The organism is Pseudomonas sp. MT3 (assembly GCF_054720805.1).
Window position 1 is genome coordinate 1 of the sequence record NZ_JBTVPY010000025.1, and the last position, 18161, is coordinate 18161.

Genomic DNA, 18161 nt, shown 5'->3' on the forward strand with positions numbered 1-18161 from the left:
ATGCGCTTCGCGGGTGTCATTTCATCGAATATGACGGTGTGCTCTAGCCGGGTTCGCGAGCAAGCTCGCTCCTACGGAGGAGCCGGTGTGTTACTGGGCTCGGAATGTTCGAAGTGACTCGATGCCTATGCATCGCAGCTTTGAGCGTGCAGCCTCGTCTACAATAGCGTCAAATTTTCCCTGAGTTTTTTCATGTCCGAAATCCAAGGTGATGCGCTACAGCACCTGCCGCTGGATCAGTTGACCGCGTGCCATGAGTGCGATCTTTTGATGCGACGCGAGCTCGTGCCGCTGGGGCAGAAGTCTGTCTGTCCACGGTGCGGCTATGAGCTGGAGATCCACCGTCCTTACATGGTGCGACGCGCGCTGGCGTTGGTGCTGACGGCGTTGCTGCTCTATATACCCGCCAACTTTCTGCCGATCATGCATATCACCATCCTTGGGCAGGTCAGTACCGATACGGTCTGGAGTGGGGTGTTGGGCCTTTATGATTCGAGCATGAAAGGCGTTGCCGTCCTGGTGTTCCTGTGCAGCATGATCATTCCGCTGGCCAAACTGCTCTGCCAGTTCTTCGTGCTGCTGACTTTGCGTTTCCGGGTGCTACGGGATCAGGGGATGCTGATGTTCCGTGGGTATCAGCACCTGCGCGAATGGGGGATGCTCGAGGTCTACCTGATGGGCATCCTGGTGTCGATCGTGAAGCTGATCGGTATGGCCGAGCTGCACGTCGGGCTGGGGCTGGCCTGCTTCGTGGCCCTGTTGTTTACCCAGGTCTGGTTGGAGGTGACCATGTCACACCATCAGGTCTGGGGTGAATTGTCCGGGGAGTTCGACGATGCGGGCCATTGATGCCGGGATTCTGATCTGTGGCGAGTGCCACCAGCTCAACCGTCGCGCCGAGGATGACGAGACCACCTGCAGCCGCTGCGGTGCGGTTGTGCATGATCGCCGGCCGAACAGCCTGGCACGGACCTGGGCGCTGCTGGTCACGGCCGCCATTCTCTATATACCCGCCAACCTGCTGCCGATCATGACGGTCAACTTCCTGGGTAACGGGATGCCGGCGACCATCATGGAAGGGGTCGTCGAGCTGATCAATGCGGATATGGTGCCGATCGCCGCGGTGGTCTTCGTCGCCAGTATCCTGGTCCCCACCTTCAAGCTGGTGGGTATCACTCTGCTGCTGTATTCGGTACAGCGCTGCCAGCCACTGTCGGCTCGGCAGAGGATCGTGATGTACCGGTTCATCGAGTGGATCGGACGCTGGTCGATGCTTGATATCTTCGTCATCGCGATCCTGGTAGCCCTGGTGAATTTCGGCAATCTGGCCACTATCGAGGCAAACCTCGGTGCGGCAGCCTTCGCCAGCGTGGTGGTACTGACCATGCTGGCAGCAGTGACTTTCGATCCCCGGTTGATCTGGGATAACACGGACGCGGAAAACGACAATGAGTGATCTTCCCACCCCGAAGATGCGCAAGACCTCCAACTGGTCGGCAATCTGGATCCTGCCGCTGATCGCCTTGGCTATCGGTGCCTGGTTGGCCTGGCGGGCCTACGATCAGGCGGGGATCATGATCAATATCCGCTTCGAAAGCGGTGACGGTATCCAGATCAACAAGACCGAGGTGATGTTCAAGGGAATCGCCGTCGGCAAAGTGACCGACCTGCATGTGAACAAGCCTGACCTGGGGGTTACGGCGGTCGTCGAGATGCGCAAGGAGGCGGCCGAATACCTGAGCGAGAACACCCGCTTCTGGCTGGTGAAGCCGCGCGTATCGCTGGCTGGGGTGACCGGCCTGGAGACCCTGGTATCGGGCAACTACATTGCCATCGACCCGGTGAAGGGGGAGCAGCAGAGGGAGTTCACCGCGCTGAAGGAGCCGCCGCCGCTGTCCGACAGCCTGCCCGGCCTGCACCTGACGCTGAAGGCCGATCGACTGGGCTCGCTGGAGCAGGGGAGCCCGATCTATTACCGGCAGATTCAGGTCGGTCAGGTGAAGAGCTACCACCTGGCCGAGGACCAGAAGACCATCGAGGTGAAGATCCACATCGAGCCGGCCTACGCCAATCTGGTGCGTAAACACACGCGCTTCTGGAATGCCAGCGGCATCACTCTGTCCGGCGACCTGAGCGGTCTCAAGTTGCGTACCGAGTCGCTGGCATCCATTGCGGCGGGTGGTATCGCCTTCGCGACGCCGGAGAACTATCCGGACAGCCCGCCAACGGATTCGACCAAGCCGTTCCGCCTCTATGAGGACTACGATGCCGCCCAGGCCGGTCTGAGCGTCAGGCTCAAGGTCACCGATGTCAGCGGGCTCAACGCCGGCAGCACGCCGGTGATGTACAACGGCGTGCAGGTCGGCACCGTGAAGAGCATCGACATGGACCAGGATTTCAACGGCGCCACCGCGTCGCTGTCGATGGATCCGCGTACCGAAGACTTCCTCAATGGCGATACCGAGTTCTGGCTGGTCAAGCCGAGCATTTCCCTGGCGGGGATCACCGGCCTGGAAGCGCTGGTGAAGGGCAACTACATCAGTGTGCGTTTCGCCAAGACCGGCCAGCCGACCCGCGACTTCGTCATCCGCCCCAAGGCGCCGCCGCTGAACCTGGACTCTCCTGGACTGCACCTGGTGCTGACGACCGACAAGCTGGGCTCGCTGGAAGTGGGGACGCCGCTCCTCTACCGGCAAATGAAGGTGGGTAGCGTACAGAGCTACCAGTTGTCTCGCCGTGATCCGTCGCGGCTGATCATTGGTGTGCACGTCGAGCCGGAGTACGCCAATCTGGTGAACACCTCGACGCGCTTCTGGAACGTCAGCGGGGTGACCGTCAGCGGTGGGCTCGATGGCATCAAGCTCAAGAGCGAATCACTGCAAACCCTGATCGCCGGCGGGATCGCCTTCGATACGCCGAACCCCAAGGCGCCTCCAGTGACCAAGGTGCGTCGCTTCGCGCTGTTCGACAGCGAGGACGCGGCCCATGCCAAGGGCCAGGTGATCGAGCTGCGCGCCAGCACCGCCGACGGCCTGAAGGAAGGCACCGTGCTGCGTTACAAGGGCCTGGAAGTAGGGCGTGTTGAGCAGGTCGACCTGAGCAAGGACATGAGCGGCGTACAGATGAAGGCGCGCCTGACCCGTGCGGAGGATCGCATCGCACGCCAGGGTACACGCTTCTGGGTGGTTGGGCCGGAGGTCGGGCTTTCCGGTGTGTCCAACCTGGGTACCCTCGTCAGTGGGCAGTACATCGAGGTGCTGCCTGCCGAGAAGCCGGGGCAGGCACAGGGCTCCTTCAACCTGCTGGCCAGTCAGCCGAACCGCCTGCTGGACGCCGAAGGCCTGCGCCTGACCCTCAGTGCATCCCGGCGCGGCTCGCTCAAGGCGGGCGTGCCGGTGACCTACCGCGAGGTGCAGGTCGGCAAGGTGACCTCCTTCGAGCTGGGTGAGACGGGCGACCGGGTGCTGATCCACATCCTGATCGAACCGCGGTACGCGCCGCTGGTGCGCACCGGCAGCCGGTTCTGGAACACCAGCGGCGTCGGGGTGGATGCCGGTCTGTTCAAGGGCGTGAAGGTGCGTACCGAGTCGTTCGAAACCATCCTCTCCGGTGGTGTTGCCTTCGCTACGCCGAACAATGCCGAGATGGGTGCGCCGGCCAAGCCGGGGCAGACCTTCGCGTTGTTCGACGAGTCCAGCGAGGAGTGGCTGGACTGGGCGCCGAAGATTCCGCTGGGCAAGGCGAATTGAGTTAACGTCGAACAGAAAAAGGGAACGGCCCTTTTTCATTCTGATGTCCCGTTGCGGGCTGAGGAGCTTTTCGTAGGAGCGAGCTTGCTCGCGAATGGAGTCTTGCTGGGCTTCGGTGTTTTATGTGGTTCGCGAGCAAGCTCGCTCCTACAAGAGCAGGTCCGCGGGACGTCGGAAAAGCAAAAGCCCCGCATTGCGGGGCTTTTGCTTCAACGCCGGGAAGGTCACGCCGGCTCGGCGCTGGCCTCCACGTCGTGGTGCGCGGACTTTTCGCCCTCATTATCGAGAGCGCGGCGGCGGATGAACTTCCAGTCCGCTTCGTCGATGTAAATGCCGCTGGGGCCGCTGCCGCCTTCCAGGTCGATGGCCACCTGGGCCGAGACCTGCGGCTTCACGCTCGCCAGGATCGGCACGAAGCCCAGCTGCAGGCTGGTCTCCAGCAGCGCCGACTGGTTGCGTTCGTCGATGTCCGCTGCCTCGTCGAGGTAGTAGGGCAGGCGTACACGGCCAGCCTGTTCGCGGTCCATCAGGTGCAGCAACAGGTACATGTTGGTCAGCGCCTTGATGGTCATGGTGGTGCCGTTGGAGGCCGCGCCGTCGATATCGGTGTGCATGATCGGCTGGCCGCCCATCTTGGTGATCTCGAACGCCAATTCGAACAGGTCCTTCAGGCCCAACTGGTTGTTGTTCGCCGCCACCAGGCGCGACAGGTAGTCCTTGGCTTCCTCGTTCTTCGCATCCTGCTCGGCGCTCTGGGTCAAGTCGAAGACCGAGAGATTCTCGCCTTCTTCATACTGGCCGGCGCTGTGGATGATCTGGTCGATGTGCTTGAGCGCGTCCTTGTTCGGCGCCAGCACGATGCGGAAGCTCTGCAGGTTGGACACCTGGCGCTTGTTGATCTCGCGGTTGAACAGCGCCAGCTGGTGTTCCAGGTTATCGTAGTCGCTGCGGATGTTGCGCAGGGTCCGGGCGATGTCGGTGACTGCGGCGCGGCGCGCCTTGGCCAGGGTCAGCGCTTCGTCGGTACGGTGCGCGTAGGCGTTGATCAGCAATTGCAGGCGACGCTCCGGATCATCCTCGCTGTCGAACTTGGCGACGCCCTTCAGGCGCACCTGGGCGTACAGCGCCTCGATCTGGCCGTCCACGCGCTGCAGTGCCTGCCAGGTGTCCTGGTAGTCGTTGAGCAGCGGCAGCAGGTTCTCCAGCGAGTCGTCCACCGGGTCCATGAACGGTGTGCCGAACGGCAGGTCGGCGGGCAGCAGTTGGCGGCGGCGCAGGGCGTCGTCGAGGGTGCGCTGCTTGGCTTCCAGGTCGGCGAGCTGGCGGCCCACCAGTTGCAGCTTGGCGGACAGTTGCTGGACGCGCTCGGTGAAGGCGTCGGCGGAGCGCTTGAACTCGTCCTGGGTCGCTTCCAGTTGTGCCAGCTGTTCCAGCTTGGCCGGCTCCTCGGCGCTCAGGGTCTGGGCCCGGCGGAAGTCTTCCAGCGCCTTCTGCGCGTCGAGCACGTCCTGGTACAGCTTGTCCGCCTGCGCCTTGCTGGCATTGCGGTCGGCGGCCACGGCCTGCTGGGTCTTGAGCTGCTTGAGCTCCTTCTCCAGGCGCTCTTTCTGGTCGCGCAGGGCGGCGCGGTCGGCCAGGGCTTGCAGGGCCGGCGGCTCGATGTGCGACAGGTCGATGGTCAGGCCGGGCACTTCGAAGCGCTCGCCCTTGAAGGCATCGAGGATCTTCTCGACGCTGCCTACCCATTGGCCGGCCTCGTCCAGGTCCACGCCTTTCTCGCCCAGTGGCAGGCTGAACAGCGCGCCGTTGAACAGGCGCATCAGGCGCTCCACGTCCTGCTGGGAGAACTCCTCGCGCAGGCGGGCATAGCTGTTATTGTCGGCGTGTTCGAGCTGCTGGCGAACGCCTTTCAGGCGCTTCTCCAGGTCGCGCATGCGCTCTTCCAGGTCTTCGCTGGAGAACTGCCGGGAATGCGCCAGGGCGCCGGCCAGTTCGTCGTGGGCGTCCTTGGCGGCGAGCAGTTGCTGCTCCAGCACCTTGACGTCATCGACCAGCGCGAAGCGGTTCTTCAGCACGGCCAGTTCGCCCATCCAGCGCTGGATCTCGCTGATCTCGCGCTCCAGGCGCATCAGTTCGGCGGTGCTGCCGCGCTGTTCGTTCTGCAGGCCGTCCTGCTCGCGGCGGTAGTGCTCGGCCTGGATGACCAGTTCTTCCTTGCGCGCCCCGGAATAGTCTTCCCAGGTACCCAGCAGGTTATCCAGCAGCGGCGAGAGGCGGTGCATCTTGCCGCGTAGCAGTTCGCGTTGCTGCACGCCGTTGGCCAGTGCCTCGACCAGAGGGCCGGCGGCGACCAGTGCCTGGTAGTCGCCTTCCATGCGGCGCACGTCGCGGAAGGCTTCCTCGCAGGCGGCGATGTAGTCGACGCTGCCCGAGCGCAGGCTGTGCTCGAAGGCATCGAGGAACAGCTGCTTGAGCTTGGCGGCGGTGATCTCGCGCATGTGCAGCAGGTTGATGAACAGCGAGCGGAAGGTCTTCAGGCTCTGTTCGCTGGTGGAGCGTAGCGGGATCAGGGTCAGGTCCAGCGGGATCGAGGTGTGGCCGCCAACCAGCAGGCGACGCAGCTCGTCGGGCTTGAGCTCGTAGGACTTGATGCCCTCGCGCTCGAGGTTTGCGTACAGCTCGCGCAGGCGCAGGCAGGTGCCGTTCTTCTGGTAGTGCTCAAGATTCAGCTCGCCCTGGTAGGCGAAGAACTGGTGGCCGAAGCCGCCGCCCGGACCACGCCCGCCGACGCCGATCACATGGCGACCGTGGGGCAGGTCCAGTTCGATGAGAATGTAGCTGGTGTCGGTGGCGAAGTAGAACTTGCGCGAGGCTTCCAGGCTGTACTTGCCGAAGCTCATGTCGGACATGCGCGCGAGGATTGGGAACTGCAGTGCGTTGATCGACGCCGACTTGCCGAGGTTGTTCGCGCCGTACACCGACAGCGGCTGTTCCAGCGGGAAGATGCCGAGGCTGTAGCCGGCGGTGTTGAGCAGGGCGAAGCGGCGGATGCCGTAGCGTTCCTGGGTCATGCCTGGGCCTCCTGTTCTTCGGCGATGGCGCGGGCGAGGGCGTCTTCTTCGCTCTCTTCTTCGGCAACTGCAGCAGTGGCAACTTCAGCGGGCGCCGCCGGTTCGTCGATCACCACGATGGCGTCTTCGTTTCCGGCAGTCTGCACGTCCACATAGGACTCGAGGATCACCACCGGCTCGTCGTCTTCGTCCATCAGCACCGGTGCGCTGAACTGCATTTCGCTGGCGTGCAGGTTGCTGGCCAGGTCGCGGTCCTGCTGGACCGACAGGCAGACGTCGAGGAAGCGGTGGATCGGTGGCAGGAAGCGGTATACGCCGTTGTCCTCGGCGGCGAAGCCGAGCTGGGTGAGGCGGCGCATGACCTTCTCTTCCAGTTCTTCCTGGGTGGTCACCTCGGCCTGCAGGAACAGGTCGCGGTATTTCTCCAGCAGCGGCGGCAGCTCGTCGCGGCCGATGCTGCCGCCATCGAGGACGGCCAATGGATCGCGACCCTGGTCGGCCAGGTGCTCGACGAGGATGAAGGTGAACAGCGCCAGGCGCTGGGCAGTCTTGTTCACCTGGGCGCCGATCTGCTCGGGCACGAAGTAGTAGAAGCCGCGGGTATCGCAGACCAGTTCGTAGCCCAGGCTGCGGAACAGCGCGCGGTAGGCGTCCTGCTGGTTGGACAGCTGGCTGTACAGCTCCGGGTCGCGGCGGCTGATGTGGAAGCCCTTGAACAGCTCGCGGAAGATCGGCGCGAGCTGGGTCATTTCGGTGAGATTAATCTGCATGCGATTCGCTCTTGCTGTCCTTGCCAGCGCTCGGGCCGGCGATCAGGGCGAAGGAGCACAGGCTGACGCTGTGCTGGAGAGTGTCGTATTGGCGGCGATCGAGGCGGTCGCGCTGGAAGCGGGCATCGCGCGACAGACGCGAGAACCAGTAGAGCAGTTCGTCGGTCGCGCCTTCGGGCTCCTGTTCCAGCAGCCACTGCATGAGGTCCGGCAGCGGCAGCGCGGCCTGGCAGCGGTCGAGCATTTCCCGGGCGGTGCGCGGCGAGCGCTGCGGGCCGTCGCTCTTGCGATTGCCGCTGGCCTTGGGGAAATGCGCCGGCTTGGGCTGGAAGTTGGCCAGCGCGAAGACGTAGCTCTCGACCTGCGAGGCGGTGCCGAGGAAGTTGCTTTGCGGCCGGGTGAACATCGGCAGGGCGGCCTGCGGCACGGCATCGATGCCCTTGCGGCGGATGACCGACAGCGCCAGGGCGGCGCCGCGGGTGATCGCGTTGTGCCGGCGCGCTTCCTCGCGCAGCGGCAGCAGCAGTTCGCGGGCGCGGCGCAGGGTGAGCTGGGCGGTGGTCTGCATTTCCAGGATGCGCGCGTGGGTACGCAGCAACTGGTCGTCGTCCACCAGTTGGCCGAGGCGCGCCTGTTCGCCGAGCAGGCGCAGCAGCACCTGTTCCACGCGGTGCACGCCCTGTTCGAAGGCGCCATCGGCGGAGACCAGCTGGATCATCGGCTCGACGTATTCGTCCCAGGTCGCCAGGACTTCCGCATAGCGCTGGCGCAGCGGAATCTGCCGGTCCTGGGTTTTCGCCCGCTCGGCCACGGCGACCAGTGCCTGCTCGTCGTTGGCGAGCTTCTTCAGCACGTCGCGCACGCGCATGTCGAGCAGGCGCAGTTGGCGGGACAGGTCGTTGCCGTCGCGCACTTCGAAGGCGTCGCGAATGTAGCCGGCGAGGCGTTCCAGGTGGCGCAGGTAGGCTTCGATCTCCAGGCACAGGCCCAGGCGGTGTTCCTGACGCAGGTAGGCGAGGAAGTCGTGGATCTGCGCGTTCAGCTCGAAACGATTGGGGCTCTTGGCCACCGGGACGAGGATGTCCAGGCGCACCCACTGGTCGAGCAGGGCGGTGATGTCCACCGGGGTGCTGTCGGGCAGTTGGCTGGTGAGCTGGTTGCGCAGTTCCACCAGGCTCAGGGTGCCGGCGTCGAAACGCTCGCACAGCGGTTCGAGCAGCACCCAGTGTTCGGCGAGGGCGCGGAGTACGCGTCGTGGGTCGATCATCGGCTTGGTTGGGCCCGGAATGAACAAAGGGAGCGATTGTACTGCAAAGGGTCTGCGCTGGCCGCCAGAGTGACGAAACGCGTCAGATAGCGACGGTACGAGCGATCCCGGCGTGAAATGGATCACGGAAATTCGTCGCTAAATGGCTGAATTTTCTGGCATGTTTTCTGCCAGAGTCAGTCGGACGACAACTGATTTACCACCATGACCTACGACGCCGCACTTGCCAAAGCCCGGTGGGCCGAACTGGAGCGCCAGAGCGACCTCGACTGGGACCTGGACGCCATCACCGACCGCAACGAAGCCATCGCCTTCCTGCAGCGTTTCGAAAACCGTTTGTGCATCTATTCGTCGTATGTCGAGAAGCTCTACAGCAACTACAGCTTCGTGATCCCGGAAACCCAGGAAGGCGGGATCACCATTCTCCCGGACGAGCAGGCCTGGTTCGACACTTTCCATGACATCCCCGCCGACGCGGTGGAGCCCACCGGCATCCACATCCTGCCGGGCGAGACGATGGGCTACAGCGGCCTGTACCTGAAAGTCCCCGGCGAGCACCGTCTGGTGGCGTCCCGCGAGCTGCCGTTCCAGGACGGGCTGAAGCTGCTGATCAATCGCTACCGGATGCGCGAGGACACTTTCCTGCCGGTGCTGGTCAAGGGCGATCTGCGCGAGTACGAGGCGCGCATGCCCTCGCTGCATCTGCATCGCCTGAACATCGCCAAGCTGCAGGCACACTCGCGACTGAACCTGAACTCCATCAAGGGCGCCATCGCCGAGCACCTGATCGGACTGTTCCGCCAGCGCTGAACCGATATCTGTAACGCGGGTGTGACGATGGGTAACAATCGAGCCCGCGATTTCCTCCAGCACAGGGCCGTACCTGGATGGCCGGTGCGATTTACTCGACTATGGGTCGGCCCCTCCCGACCCGCTAATTCCTATAGTGGCATCACGGCGCCGAGTCTCGACCCAGGTCGCGATCCGCTCGACCGAACGAATAACAACAGGCCCCCAGGAACAGGGAGCCGGGAAAGGAGAGTGCCATGCGTCAGTCTTCCGGCCCGCTCGTGCGTGCCGCTGCCCTGCTCTGCGGCCTGCTGCTGGCTTGCGGTGCCCAGGCCCGCATGGAATCGCTGGATGACAGCGAGCTGTCCAACATCACCGGACAGGCGATGCTCACCGTGGACGCCCTGACCTACGGGGCTTACCAGTACACCCGGCTGAACTTCGGCGCCGATATCGGCATTCTCACCAATATCGATGAACTGCGGCTGGGCGACTACGCCCGCAGCGGCGCGGCCTCCGGTCAGCCAGCGGACATCCAGATCAACAACTTCGCCCTGGGGCGGGTGACCAACGCAAACTCCCCGGACGCAGCGGTGGATCCGTTCCAGATGCGCGATCCCTTCGTCGAGTTCGCCTTCAAGACCAACGCCAGCGGCATCCGCGAACTGGCGGGTGTGCGCGTCGGCTTCGGCAAGGCCCTGGGCTATCTCTCCGGTGACATCCAGTCCCTCTCCGGCAACCTGCAAGGCAAGATCTACGGTCCCGCGTCCATCGCCTACGACTACTACACCCGCAATGGTTGCCCCAACCTGGTGAACTGCCTGCTGCTGGCAGTGGCCGGCGATACCGAGATCGAGGCCGAGGTCGGCCTGGTCAAGTCCGGCACGGGGGAGGCGACTACCATCCGCGCGGAGCAGATCGGTATCCCCAAGGGCACCTCGATGAACACCACCGACCCGAACAGCCTGCTGGCCGGCCTGATTCCAATCCTGACTACCGCCAACGGTTGCAAGACCCTCGGTCTGGATGCCTGCTTCAACCTGACCAACTACAAGAGCATCTACATTGGTCAACCCGGCGCTACCGATATCAATGCCGGCGCCCAAGGCATCTTCTTCTCCCTGCAGAACCAGAATGTGCCCTGGCAGGACATGGCCAACGTCGGCAAATTCGTGGATACCCAGTCCGGCGCCTACGCCAACTTCCCCAAGGTGGGTAGCGGCGCCAATGCGGTTTACCCGATTCTGATCAACCTCTATGACGCCCTGCGCGGTCTGCCCCGCCAGCCGACCTGCATGGGCGCCCAGGCGTCGGGGTGCTGATCATGGGAGTGCGCCGCACCTTCATCGCCGGCCTGCTCGGTTGGCTCCTCTGCCTGCCCGTCCAGGCCATGCAGGCCCTGGACGACGATCAACTGGGCGAGGTCAGCGGCGCGGGCCTGGGCTTCTTCATCGATGGCTTCAGCTACGACCAGGCCAGCGCCACGGCGAAGATCTCCGGGGTGAAGAACAGCGCCAACCAGGACGTACAGGTCGACATCACCAGTGCCTACATCAAGGGCGCCGGCAGCCAGCGCGGAACCCTGGACACCAAGGCTTACCTGGGCACGCCGATGCATCCCTTCACCTTCGGCCCGGTGGCGTACAAGAGCGGCGACAACATCCCCGTCGGCCAGCAGGCGCTGCAACTGCGGACGCCGACCTGGACCGACCCGATCAACGATACCCACAAGTTCGGCCTGTGGTCCTACTACCAGGGCTGCCTCTATGGCGACGCCGGCTGCACCGACCCGGCACAGGCGACGACAAAGATCAGTGCCGAACTGAGCGCCCTGAAGAGCCAGCGCGACACGCTGCTGACCACCTATTCGAACAACATGGTGAGCCTCAAGAGCGGCATCGACGCCGACATGGTGGTAGTCAACCAGCGAGAAGCCCAGGTTGAAGCGGCTCAGGCCGTGCAAACGGCCAATTACGGCACCATGAGCACCCGCTACAACGCGGCTCCGGCGCAGGTGTGCGGGCTGATCTTCTGTGCGGACCGGCCCACCACCATCGGCGCAAAGTACGATTGCGGAGCGATCCTCGCGTGCAGCACCAATAACGCGGTAAAGGACTACAACGCCTCGGTTGACACCTATAACAGCAGCACCGAAAGCCTCACCGCCGCCCAACAGAACCTCAGCGCCGCCTGGAGCGTCAGCCGCAACGGCGTCACCCTCAGCCAGCGCGCCAGCGATTACGACAAGTTCATCCAGCTCTGTGGCGCGCAAGGCGGTGGCGCCACCACCTGTGTCAGCGGCACCGTCACCCGCACCGAGAAGAACGTCTCCACGGTGCAACTGGTGGCCGGAGCCATGCAGAACTCCGCCGGCACCCGTATCCAGGGGCTGGATATCGGCATCAAGACCCGCTTCACCCTGCCCAGCGTTGCCTACGGCAGTGGCGGCGCCGGCGCCACGACTACCCGCCAGGACTACTTCGGCATCGCCCTGGAGAACTTCACCCTCAATGGCTCCTACCTCAACCTGTGGGGCGACAAGGCCGGCATGAAACTGTCCATGAGCCTGCAGATGTACGCCGACAAGCTGATCCTCAGCGGCTGCGAAACCTGCTCCGACAGTAACCGCGCCGTGGCCAAGAATGTCTACTTCGACCTCAACCTGGGCGATGCCAACTACCAGCCGGCGACCCTTACCGTCGCCAGCAACGGCGACCTCATACTCAACGCCCCGGGCGTCACCTGGGCCAACCACGAGGCCTTCTACCAGAACGTACAGAAGAGCAATATCAGCATCGGCAACCTGAACATCAGCGGTACCGACATCGGTTCCCAGGCCATCCGGGGCATGCGGATCGACTACCTGAACGTGCGTACCGTCAACCTGCCGCGCTAATGAGGAGCATCGCCGTGAACAGCCTGTCTCGCCGGTTCCTGAGTGTCCTGCTGCTGCTCGCCGCCGCGGGCGCCCAGGCCGAAATGCGTGGCCTGGACGACAGCGAGATGTCCGATGTCAGCGGCCAGGCCGGCGTCAGCCTGAGCGTCAACTTCAACCTCGCCCCGGTGGCTGGCGACAACCGCTGCCCCGGCGGCTGCGGCGCGCGCGTGGCGATCCAGCCGCTGAACAGCACTGGCTTCGTCGTGCTGGACAACATCAAAGGCACCTTCAGCTTCGACGGCATGAGCCTGGACATGGTGACCATCGCCAGCGGCTTCAACGGCGACGGCGCCCTGTTCAACCGCCAGGCCATGAAGATCGGGCTGACCAACGCCAGCGCCACCAACCTGCAGTTCACCCTGGGCGGCGCCAACCAGGGCAAGGTCGCCGCCAGCGGCCTGCAGCAGACCAACCTGCTCACCTACCAGGCCACCGGCGCTGTCAAGCTCACCGGCAACGTCTACATCTTCGGTACCCCGTAACCGCCGACCGGCCTTTCCCCCCGACGCGTTTCACGCGACAATCCCGCCTCGATGTGCCGGCCTGCCCGTGCAGGCTCCACTTACAGGTAACCGTCCCTTGATCGAAGAAGCCCGCCGCCGCGCCTACCTCGGCGCCATGCAGGTCGCCACCTGGCTGCCGCGCGTGGCGTTGCCGTTCGCCGCCCCGTCGCGCCCCGAACTGCTGGAAACGCCCGAGCCCATCGTCGTTGAGAAAGCGCCGCTGGCGCCCGTCGCCGACGTCGGGCGCGACGCCGCTCCGGTTGCGGCTCCGGCTGTCGTGCCGATGGGCGAGCCCGGATCGATCGCCGCCCGCCTGTTGCCCAAGGCGGGCGCGCCGGCCAAGCCAGCGGTCCCTGTGAAGTCCGAAGAACAGGCCGAGCCGGAAGCCGAGCCCGTGGCCCGCGTCCCGGTCGCCCCACCGCCGCGTTTCGCCCTGCAACTGCTGCGTGCCGGCGAGTGCGTCCTGCTGGTGGAGTTGCCCACCGGCGAGCCCCTGGCCAGTCGTGACCCGGCCTATCTGCTGCTCAAGGATCTGCTGCGTGCCGCCGGCCTGCCGGAAAGCCCGCAACTGCTGGGCGAACCGGTGCGCTGGCCGCTGCTCGCCGGCGGCAACATGGACCAGGGCCCGCAGGCCGCCCGTGAGTTCGTCCAGGGCTTCGTCGCCGCCCGCCTGGAAGACGGCGCACCCTGTCGCTGCCTGTGGCTGGTCGGCATGCCCGCCGTGCGCTACGCCGGCGAGGCGGACGAGGAGTCCCTGCTGCGCGAGCTGCAAGTCGAAGGCCTGGGCGTCGCCTGGGCCTTGCCGGGCCTTGAGCGCCTGGCCGAAGAGCCCTCTTTGAAAGCCGACCTCTGGCGCGCCATGCGCCGTGTTCGGCAACGCTGGATGAGTCAGATCACCGCATGAGCGATGCCGTTTCCTTCCGCCCGATGACCGAGGCGGACCTCGATGCCGTTCTCAAGATCGAATACGCCGCCTTCAGCCACCCCTGGACGCGCGGCATCTTCGCCGATGGCCTGAAGAGCTACGAATGCTGGGTAATGTTCGAAGGCACCCAGCAGGTCGGTCACGGCGTGATCCAGCTGATCCTCGACGAGGCGCACCTGCTCAACATCACCGTCAAACCGGAAAGCCAGGGGCGCGGTCTGGGCCTGCGCCTGCTGGAGCATCTGATGAAGCGGGCCCATGAGCTCAATGCGGTGGAATGCTTCCTCGAAGTGCGCGAGTCCAACCAGCCGGCCTACCGACTCTACGAACGCTACGGCTTCAACGAGATCGGCCGCCGCCGTGGTTACTACCCGGCGGTCGGCGGTCGCGAAGATGCACTGGTGATGGCCTGCACCCTGGTCGATTGATTCGGCCGAGGGGTTCGGTGGCAGGCTCCCGCTTCCGCAGGATCGGGCCTTGTCCGCGAAATCCTGAATCTGCGTACCGATGTTCGGAAAACATCTCGGATAAGATCCGCTCCTGCGAGAGCCCCTCATCCGGAGGGAGAGGGGTGAGAGGCTGCCTTGGCACGCCACCCAGAAACGCCGTGTAGGCGCGGACTCCGCTCGCGAATCTCCCCGCGCCCTGAACCACGGATGAGCCTCCCGCAAGCACCACCCCACCCGCCGCCACGACTCCCCCACAAAAACCAGGAAATTTCCCGCTGACCGGGTTTTTCTGAAACCAACTCCTGGCTTACCCTTAAGCCCAATAACAACAAGAACATAAGGTCGCAAACATGAATCGCAGCGATGTGATCGTGGTGGGCGCCGGTATTTCGGGGCTGACCGCCGCCTGGCGTCTGGCATCGGCCGGACGGCGGATAAAGGTGCTGGAGGCCAACAAGCGCGTCGGAGGACGAACCCTCAACCATCGCTTCGCCAGCGGCGAAGTGGTCGAGGTGGGCGGCCAATGGGTCGGTCCCACCCAGGAGCGCATCCTTTCCCTGCTCGCCGAGCTGAACCTGTCGACCTTTCCGCAATGGAACCAGGGCGACAATCTCACCCTGTTCGGTGGCCGGCTGAAGCCCTATCACGGCACCATTCCCCGCTTCGCTCCCCATGCACTGCTGGACGTGCTGCAGGCCCACGTACGCCTGGACCGCATGGCGCGGGAAATCCCCCTGAACGACCCCAGCCTGCACCCCAAGGCTGAGCATTGGGACCGCCTGACCTTCGCCGAATGGCTGCGGCGCAACGTGCGCACCTCCACCGGGCGCAAGGTGTTCGAACTGATGAGCGGCGCGGTGTTCGCCGCCAGCCCCCATGACCTGTCGTTCCTCCACGTCCTCTTCTACATCCGCAGTGGCACCAACCTCGACACCCTGCTCGGCGTCGAAGGCGGCGCGCAGCAGGATCGCATCCAGGGTGGCTCCCAGCGCATCTGCCAGACCTTGGCCGAGCGCCTGGGCGACGCGGTGCACACCGGCGAGCCGATCCGCGCCGTGCGACAGAGCGACAGCGGCGTCGAACTGGTCAGCGACCGTGGCGTGCACCATGCCTCGCGGGTGATCTTCGCCATCCCACCGACCCAATTGCTGCGCATCACCCAGGAACCACTGCTGCCCAGTTGGCGCGACCAGCTCCTGCAGCGCCTGCCGCAAGGCGCGGTAATCAAGTGCATGGCGCTGTACGACACGCCGTTCTGGCGCGACCGGGGTTTCTCCGGCCAGGCCACCAGCGAAGTCGGCCCGGTACGGCTGACCTTCGACAACAGCATCCCCGACTCCCCGCGCGGCGTACTGCTCGGCTTCATCGAAGGTGACGAAGCACGGCAGTGGAACGCGCGGCCGGCGGGCGACCGGCGTGGCCAGGTGCTCGACTGCTTCGCCCGCTACTTCGGCGAGGAGGCGCTCAAGCCAATCGATTACGTGGACAAGTCCTGGGCCGAGGAACCCTTCGCCCGCGGCTGCTATGCCGCGCTGTTCCCGCCGGGGCTCTGGACCAGCGGCGCCGCGCGGCTGCGCGAGCCCTATGGCCGTCTGCATTTCGCCGGCACCGAAACGGCTACGCGCTGGATGGGTTACTTCGACGGGGCCGTCGAGGCCGGGGAACGGGCGGCGAGCGAAGTGCTTGGCGCCGCAGACGAGGGAGAGGCGTATGTGCGACACCTTGGTATTGCGTAGCGGCGGGGCCACCTGGTTCGCCAAGAACAGCGACCGCGAGCCCGCCGAACCGCAATGCCTGATTCGCCTGCCGGCCGTGCGCGGCGACCGGGCGGCGACGGTGCGCACCACCTACCTGGAAATCCCTCAGACCGCCCAGCGCCATGCCGTCATCCTCAGCCAGCCGACCTGGCTGTGGGGCGCCGAGATGGGCGTCAACGAGTGCGGCGTGGCCATCGGCAACGAAGCCGTGTTCACTCGCCTGACCCGGCGCGATGGCGAGGCGCTGCTGGGCATGGACCTGTTGCGCCTGGCTCTCGAGCGCGCGGCGACGGCGCGCGAGGCGCTGGCCGTCATCACTGAACTGCTGGAACGCCACGGCCAGGGCGGTCCGGCCGGCTACCGCAACAAGCGTATGCGCTACGACAACAGCTACCTCATCGCCGACCGCGACGAAGCCTGGGTACTGGAGACCGCCGGCCGGCTGTGGGCGGCGAAGCGGGTCGAGCGTTGGGCGATCTCCAATGCCCTGACTCTCGGCCACGACTACGACCTCGCCAGCCCCAACCTGGAAGACCACGCGCGCCGGCTGGGCTGCTGGAATGGCCGTGGCGACTTCCACTTCGGCCGCGCCTTCGATGGCCGCGTGCTGCCCTGGGTTGCCGGGGCGCGGCAACGGCGGCAGCTCAACCAGGAATTTCTCGCCCATTGCCCGGCGAAGATCGATTGGCTGGCGCTGGTGGTCGCTCTGCGCAGCCACGGCCACCGGGGACATCGTTTCTCCCGTCACGACAATCGCCAGGTCTGCCTGCACGCTGGCAGTTTCTGGCGTCCCTCGCAGACCACTGCCAGCCTGATCGCCCGGCTCGACGGCGGTTCGCCGCGGATGGCCGCCACCGGCACTTCGGCGCCGTGCCTGTCGATGTTCCAGCCCCTGGGCTTCGAGGCGGACGCCGGCGAAGGCCTGCTCAGCCGCGAGGGCGCGGCCGTGGAAGAATCCCTCTGGTGGCGCTTCGAGGCCGTGCACCAGCGCGCCCTGGCCGACCCCGGCTTCGCCGATGCCTTGCGCGCCAGCCACGGCTGGCTGGAAACCGAGTTGCTGGCCGCGCTGGACAGGCGCACGCTGGACTGGCCACGCCTGGCCGCCGAGGCCCAGGCCTGGCACGACGCCTGGCACCAACTGGCGCGGCAGGAAACTCTCCGCCCGCCGCGCTGGTGGCGTCTGAATGCGGCGCGCTGAAAGCAGCTTGTCAGGCGCGCGTGCGCTGCGTAAGGTACGGCAGCCAACGATGAGGAACCGAACATGAATGATCTGCAGGAGCTGTTCGACAACAACGAACGCTGGGCGGAAGCGATCACGCGGGAAGACCCGGAGTTCTTCGCCAAACTGGCGCGGCAACAGGCCCCGGAATACCTGTGGATCGGTTGCTCCGATGCCCGCGTCCCCGCCAACGAGATCGTCGGCATGTTGCCAGGCGACCTGTTCGTCCACCGCAACGTCGCCAACGTCGTGCTGCACACCGACCTCAACTGCCTGTCGGTCATCCAGTACGCCGTCGACGTACTCAAGGTGAAGCACATCCTGGTCACCGGTCACTACGGCTGCGGCGGTGTACGCGCGGCCCTGCAGCACGGCCAGCTTGGCCTGATCGATGGCTGGCTGCGGACCATCCGCGACCTCGCCTACGAATACCGCGACCACCTCGCCCAGTTCGAAAAGGAAGAGGAAAAGGTCGACCGCCTCTGCGAGCTCAACGTCATTCAGCAGGTCGCCAACGTCAGCCACACCAGCATCGTGCAGAACGCCTGGCATCGTGGCCAGCCGCTCTCCGTGCACGGCTGCATCTACGGCATCAAGGACGGCCGCTGGAAGGACCTCAACGTCACCGTCAGCGGCCTCGGCCAACTGCCACCGCAATACCGCCTGCGCCCGCTCGGACAAGTGTGAGCCGACTGTCCGCCGGCGTCCTTCCGTGAGGGGCGTG

15 protein-coding genes are annotated in these 18161 nt (G+C 65.0%); 12 read left to right on the forward strand and 3 right to left on the reverse strand.

The genetic code is table 11. The features are described 5' to 3' along the window. The first annotated feature begins 192 nt into the window (after positions 1 to 192). From ACYCAX_RS21825 to ACYCAX_RS21835, 3 genes are read left to right on the forward strand one after another with little or no spacing between them, the layout of a single operon-like run. Positions 193 to 849: a paraquat-inducible protein A gene (locus ACYCAX_RS21825; protein ID WP_015478885.1), complete on the forward strand. Its 657-nt coding sequence runs from the start codon at positions 193 to 195 to the stop codon at positions 847 to 849. Further along, a complete protein-coding gene (locus tag ACYCAX_RS21830; RefSeq protein ID WP_015478884.1) occupies positions 836 to 1456 on the forward strand; it encodes a paraquat-inducible protein A in 621 nt (206 codons plus the stop codon). Before ACYCAX_RS21825 ends, ACYCAX_RS21830 begins: the two co-directional genes overlap by 14 nt. After that, positions 1449 to 3749, forward strand: a complete 2301-nt coding sequence (locus ACYCAX_RS21835; RefSeq protein WP_015478883.1) for a PqiB family protein — start codon at positions 1449 to 1451, stop codon at positions 3747 to 3749. Before ACYCAX_RS21830 ends, ACYCAX_RS21835 begins: the two co-directional genes overlap by 8 nt. A gap of 224 nt (positions 3750 to 3973) precedes the next feature. On the opposite strand, the gene mksF is transcribed toward ACYCAX_RS21835, so the two are convergent. The 3 genes from mksF to mksB are packed head-to-tail and all read right to left on the reverse strand — an operon-like array spanning position 3974 to position 8857. After that, positions 3974 to 6820: an Mks condensin complex protein MksF gene (gene mksF, locus ACYCAX_RS21840; protein ID WP_015478882.1), complete on the reverse strand. Its 2847-nt coding sequence runs from the start codon at positions 6818 to 6820 to the stop codon at positions 3974 to 3976. Next, complete coding sequence (mksE, locus tag ACYCAX_RS21845) at positions 6817 to 7590, reverse strand: Mks condensin complex protein MksE (protein ID WP_015478881.1); 774 nt, start codon at positions 7588 to 7590, stop codon at positions 6817 to 6819. The genes mksF and mksE overlap by 4 nt, the downstream gene beginning before the upstream one ends. After that, positions 7580 to 8857 carry an Mks condensin complex protein MksB gene (mksB, locus tag ACYCAX_RS21850; protein ID WP_015478880.1) on the reverse strand — a complete coding sequence of 426 codons (1278 nt, stop codon included), beginning with the start codon at positions 8855 to 8857 and terminating at the stop codon, positions 7580 to 7582. Before mksB ends, mksE begins: the two co-directional genes overlap by 11 nt. Before the next feature lie 204 nt (positions 8858 to 9061). On the opposite strand from mksB, the gene ACYCAX_RS21855 reads away from it, so the two are divergent. From ACYCAX_RS21855 to can, 9 genes are all read left to right on the forward strand, one after another. Continuing rightward, entirely contained in the window at positions 9062 to 9667 is a 606-nt protein-coding gene (locus tag ACYCAX_RS21855) for a hypothetical protein (protein ID WP_015478879.1), read from the forward strand. Positions 9668 to 9903: 236 nt separating this feature from the next. Beyond that, a complete protein-coding gene (locus tag ACYCAX_RS21860) occupies positions 9904 to 10968 on the forward strand; it encodes a DUF6160 family protein (protein ID WP_460248803.1) in 1065 nt (354 codons plus the stop codon). 2 nt (positions 10969 to 10970) lie between these two features. Continuing rightward, a complete protein-coding gene (locus ACYCAX_RS21865; protein ID WP_294977598.1) occupies positions 10971 to 12542 on the forward strand; it encodes a hypothetical protein in 1572 nt (523 codons plus the stop codon). Continuing rightward, positions 12542 to 13066, forward strand: coding sequence for a DUF6160 family protein (locus ACYCAX_RS21870; protein WP_051070450.1), 525 nt, complete (start codon positions 12542 to 12544; stop codon positions 13064 to 13066). Before ACYCAX_RS21865 ends, ACYCAX_RS21870 begins: the two co-directional genes overlap by 1 nt. A gap of 97 nt (positions 13067 to 13163) precedes the next feature. Then, entirely contained in the window at positions 13164 to 13991 is an 828-nt protein-coding gene (locus ACYCAX_RS21875; RefSeq protein ID WP_015478875.1) for a hypothetical protein, read from the forward strand. Then, positions 13988 to 14440, forward strand: a complete 453-nt coding sequence (rimI, locus tag ACYCAX_RS21880; protein WP_015478874.1) for a ribosomal protein S18-alanine N-acetyltransferase — start codon at positions 13988 to 13990, stop codon at positions 14438 to 14440. Before ACYCAX_RS21875 ends, rimI begins: the two co-directional genes overlap by 4 nt. A gap of 371 nt (positions 14441 to 14811) precedes the next feature. Further along, positions 14812 to 16197, forward strand: a complete 1386-nt coding sequence (locus tag ACYCAX_RS21885; RefSeq protein WP_460248804.1) for a flavin monoamine oxidase family protein — start codon at positions 14812 to 14814, stop codon at positions 16195 to 16197. After that, on the forward strand, positions 16172 to 17416 hold the full coding sequence (locus ACYCAX_RS21890) for a C69 family dipeptidase (protein WP_460248805.1): 1245 nt from the start codon (positions 16172 to 16174) through the stop codon (positions 17414 to 17416). Before ACYCAX_RS21885 ends, ACYCAX_RS21890 begins: the two co-directional genes overlap by 26 nt. A gap of 63 nt (positions 17417 to 17479) precedes the next feature. Next, positions 17480 to 18124 (forward strand): carbonate dehydratase, encoded by a 645-nt coding sequence (gene can, locus ACYCAX_RS21895; protein WP_015478871.1) that lies wholly within the window; start codon positions 17480 to 17482, stop codon positions 18122 to 18124. Positions 18125 to 18161 lie beyond the last annotated feature (37 nt).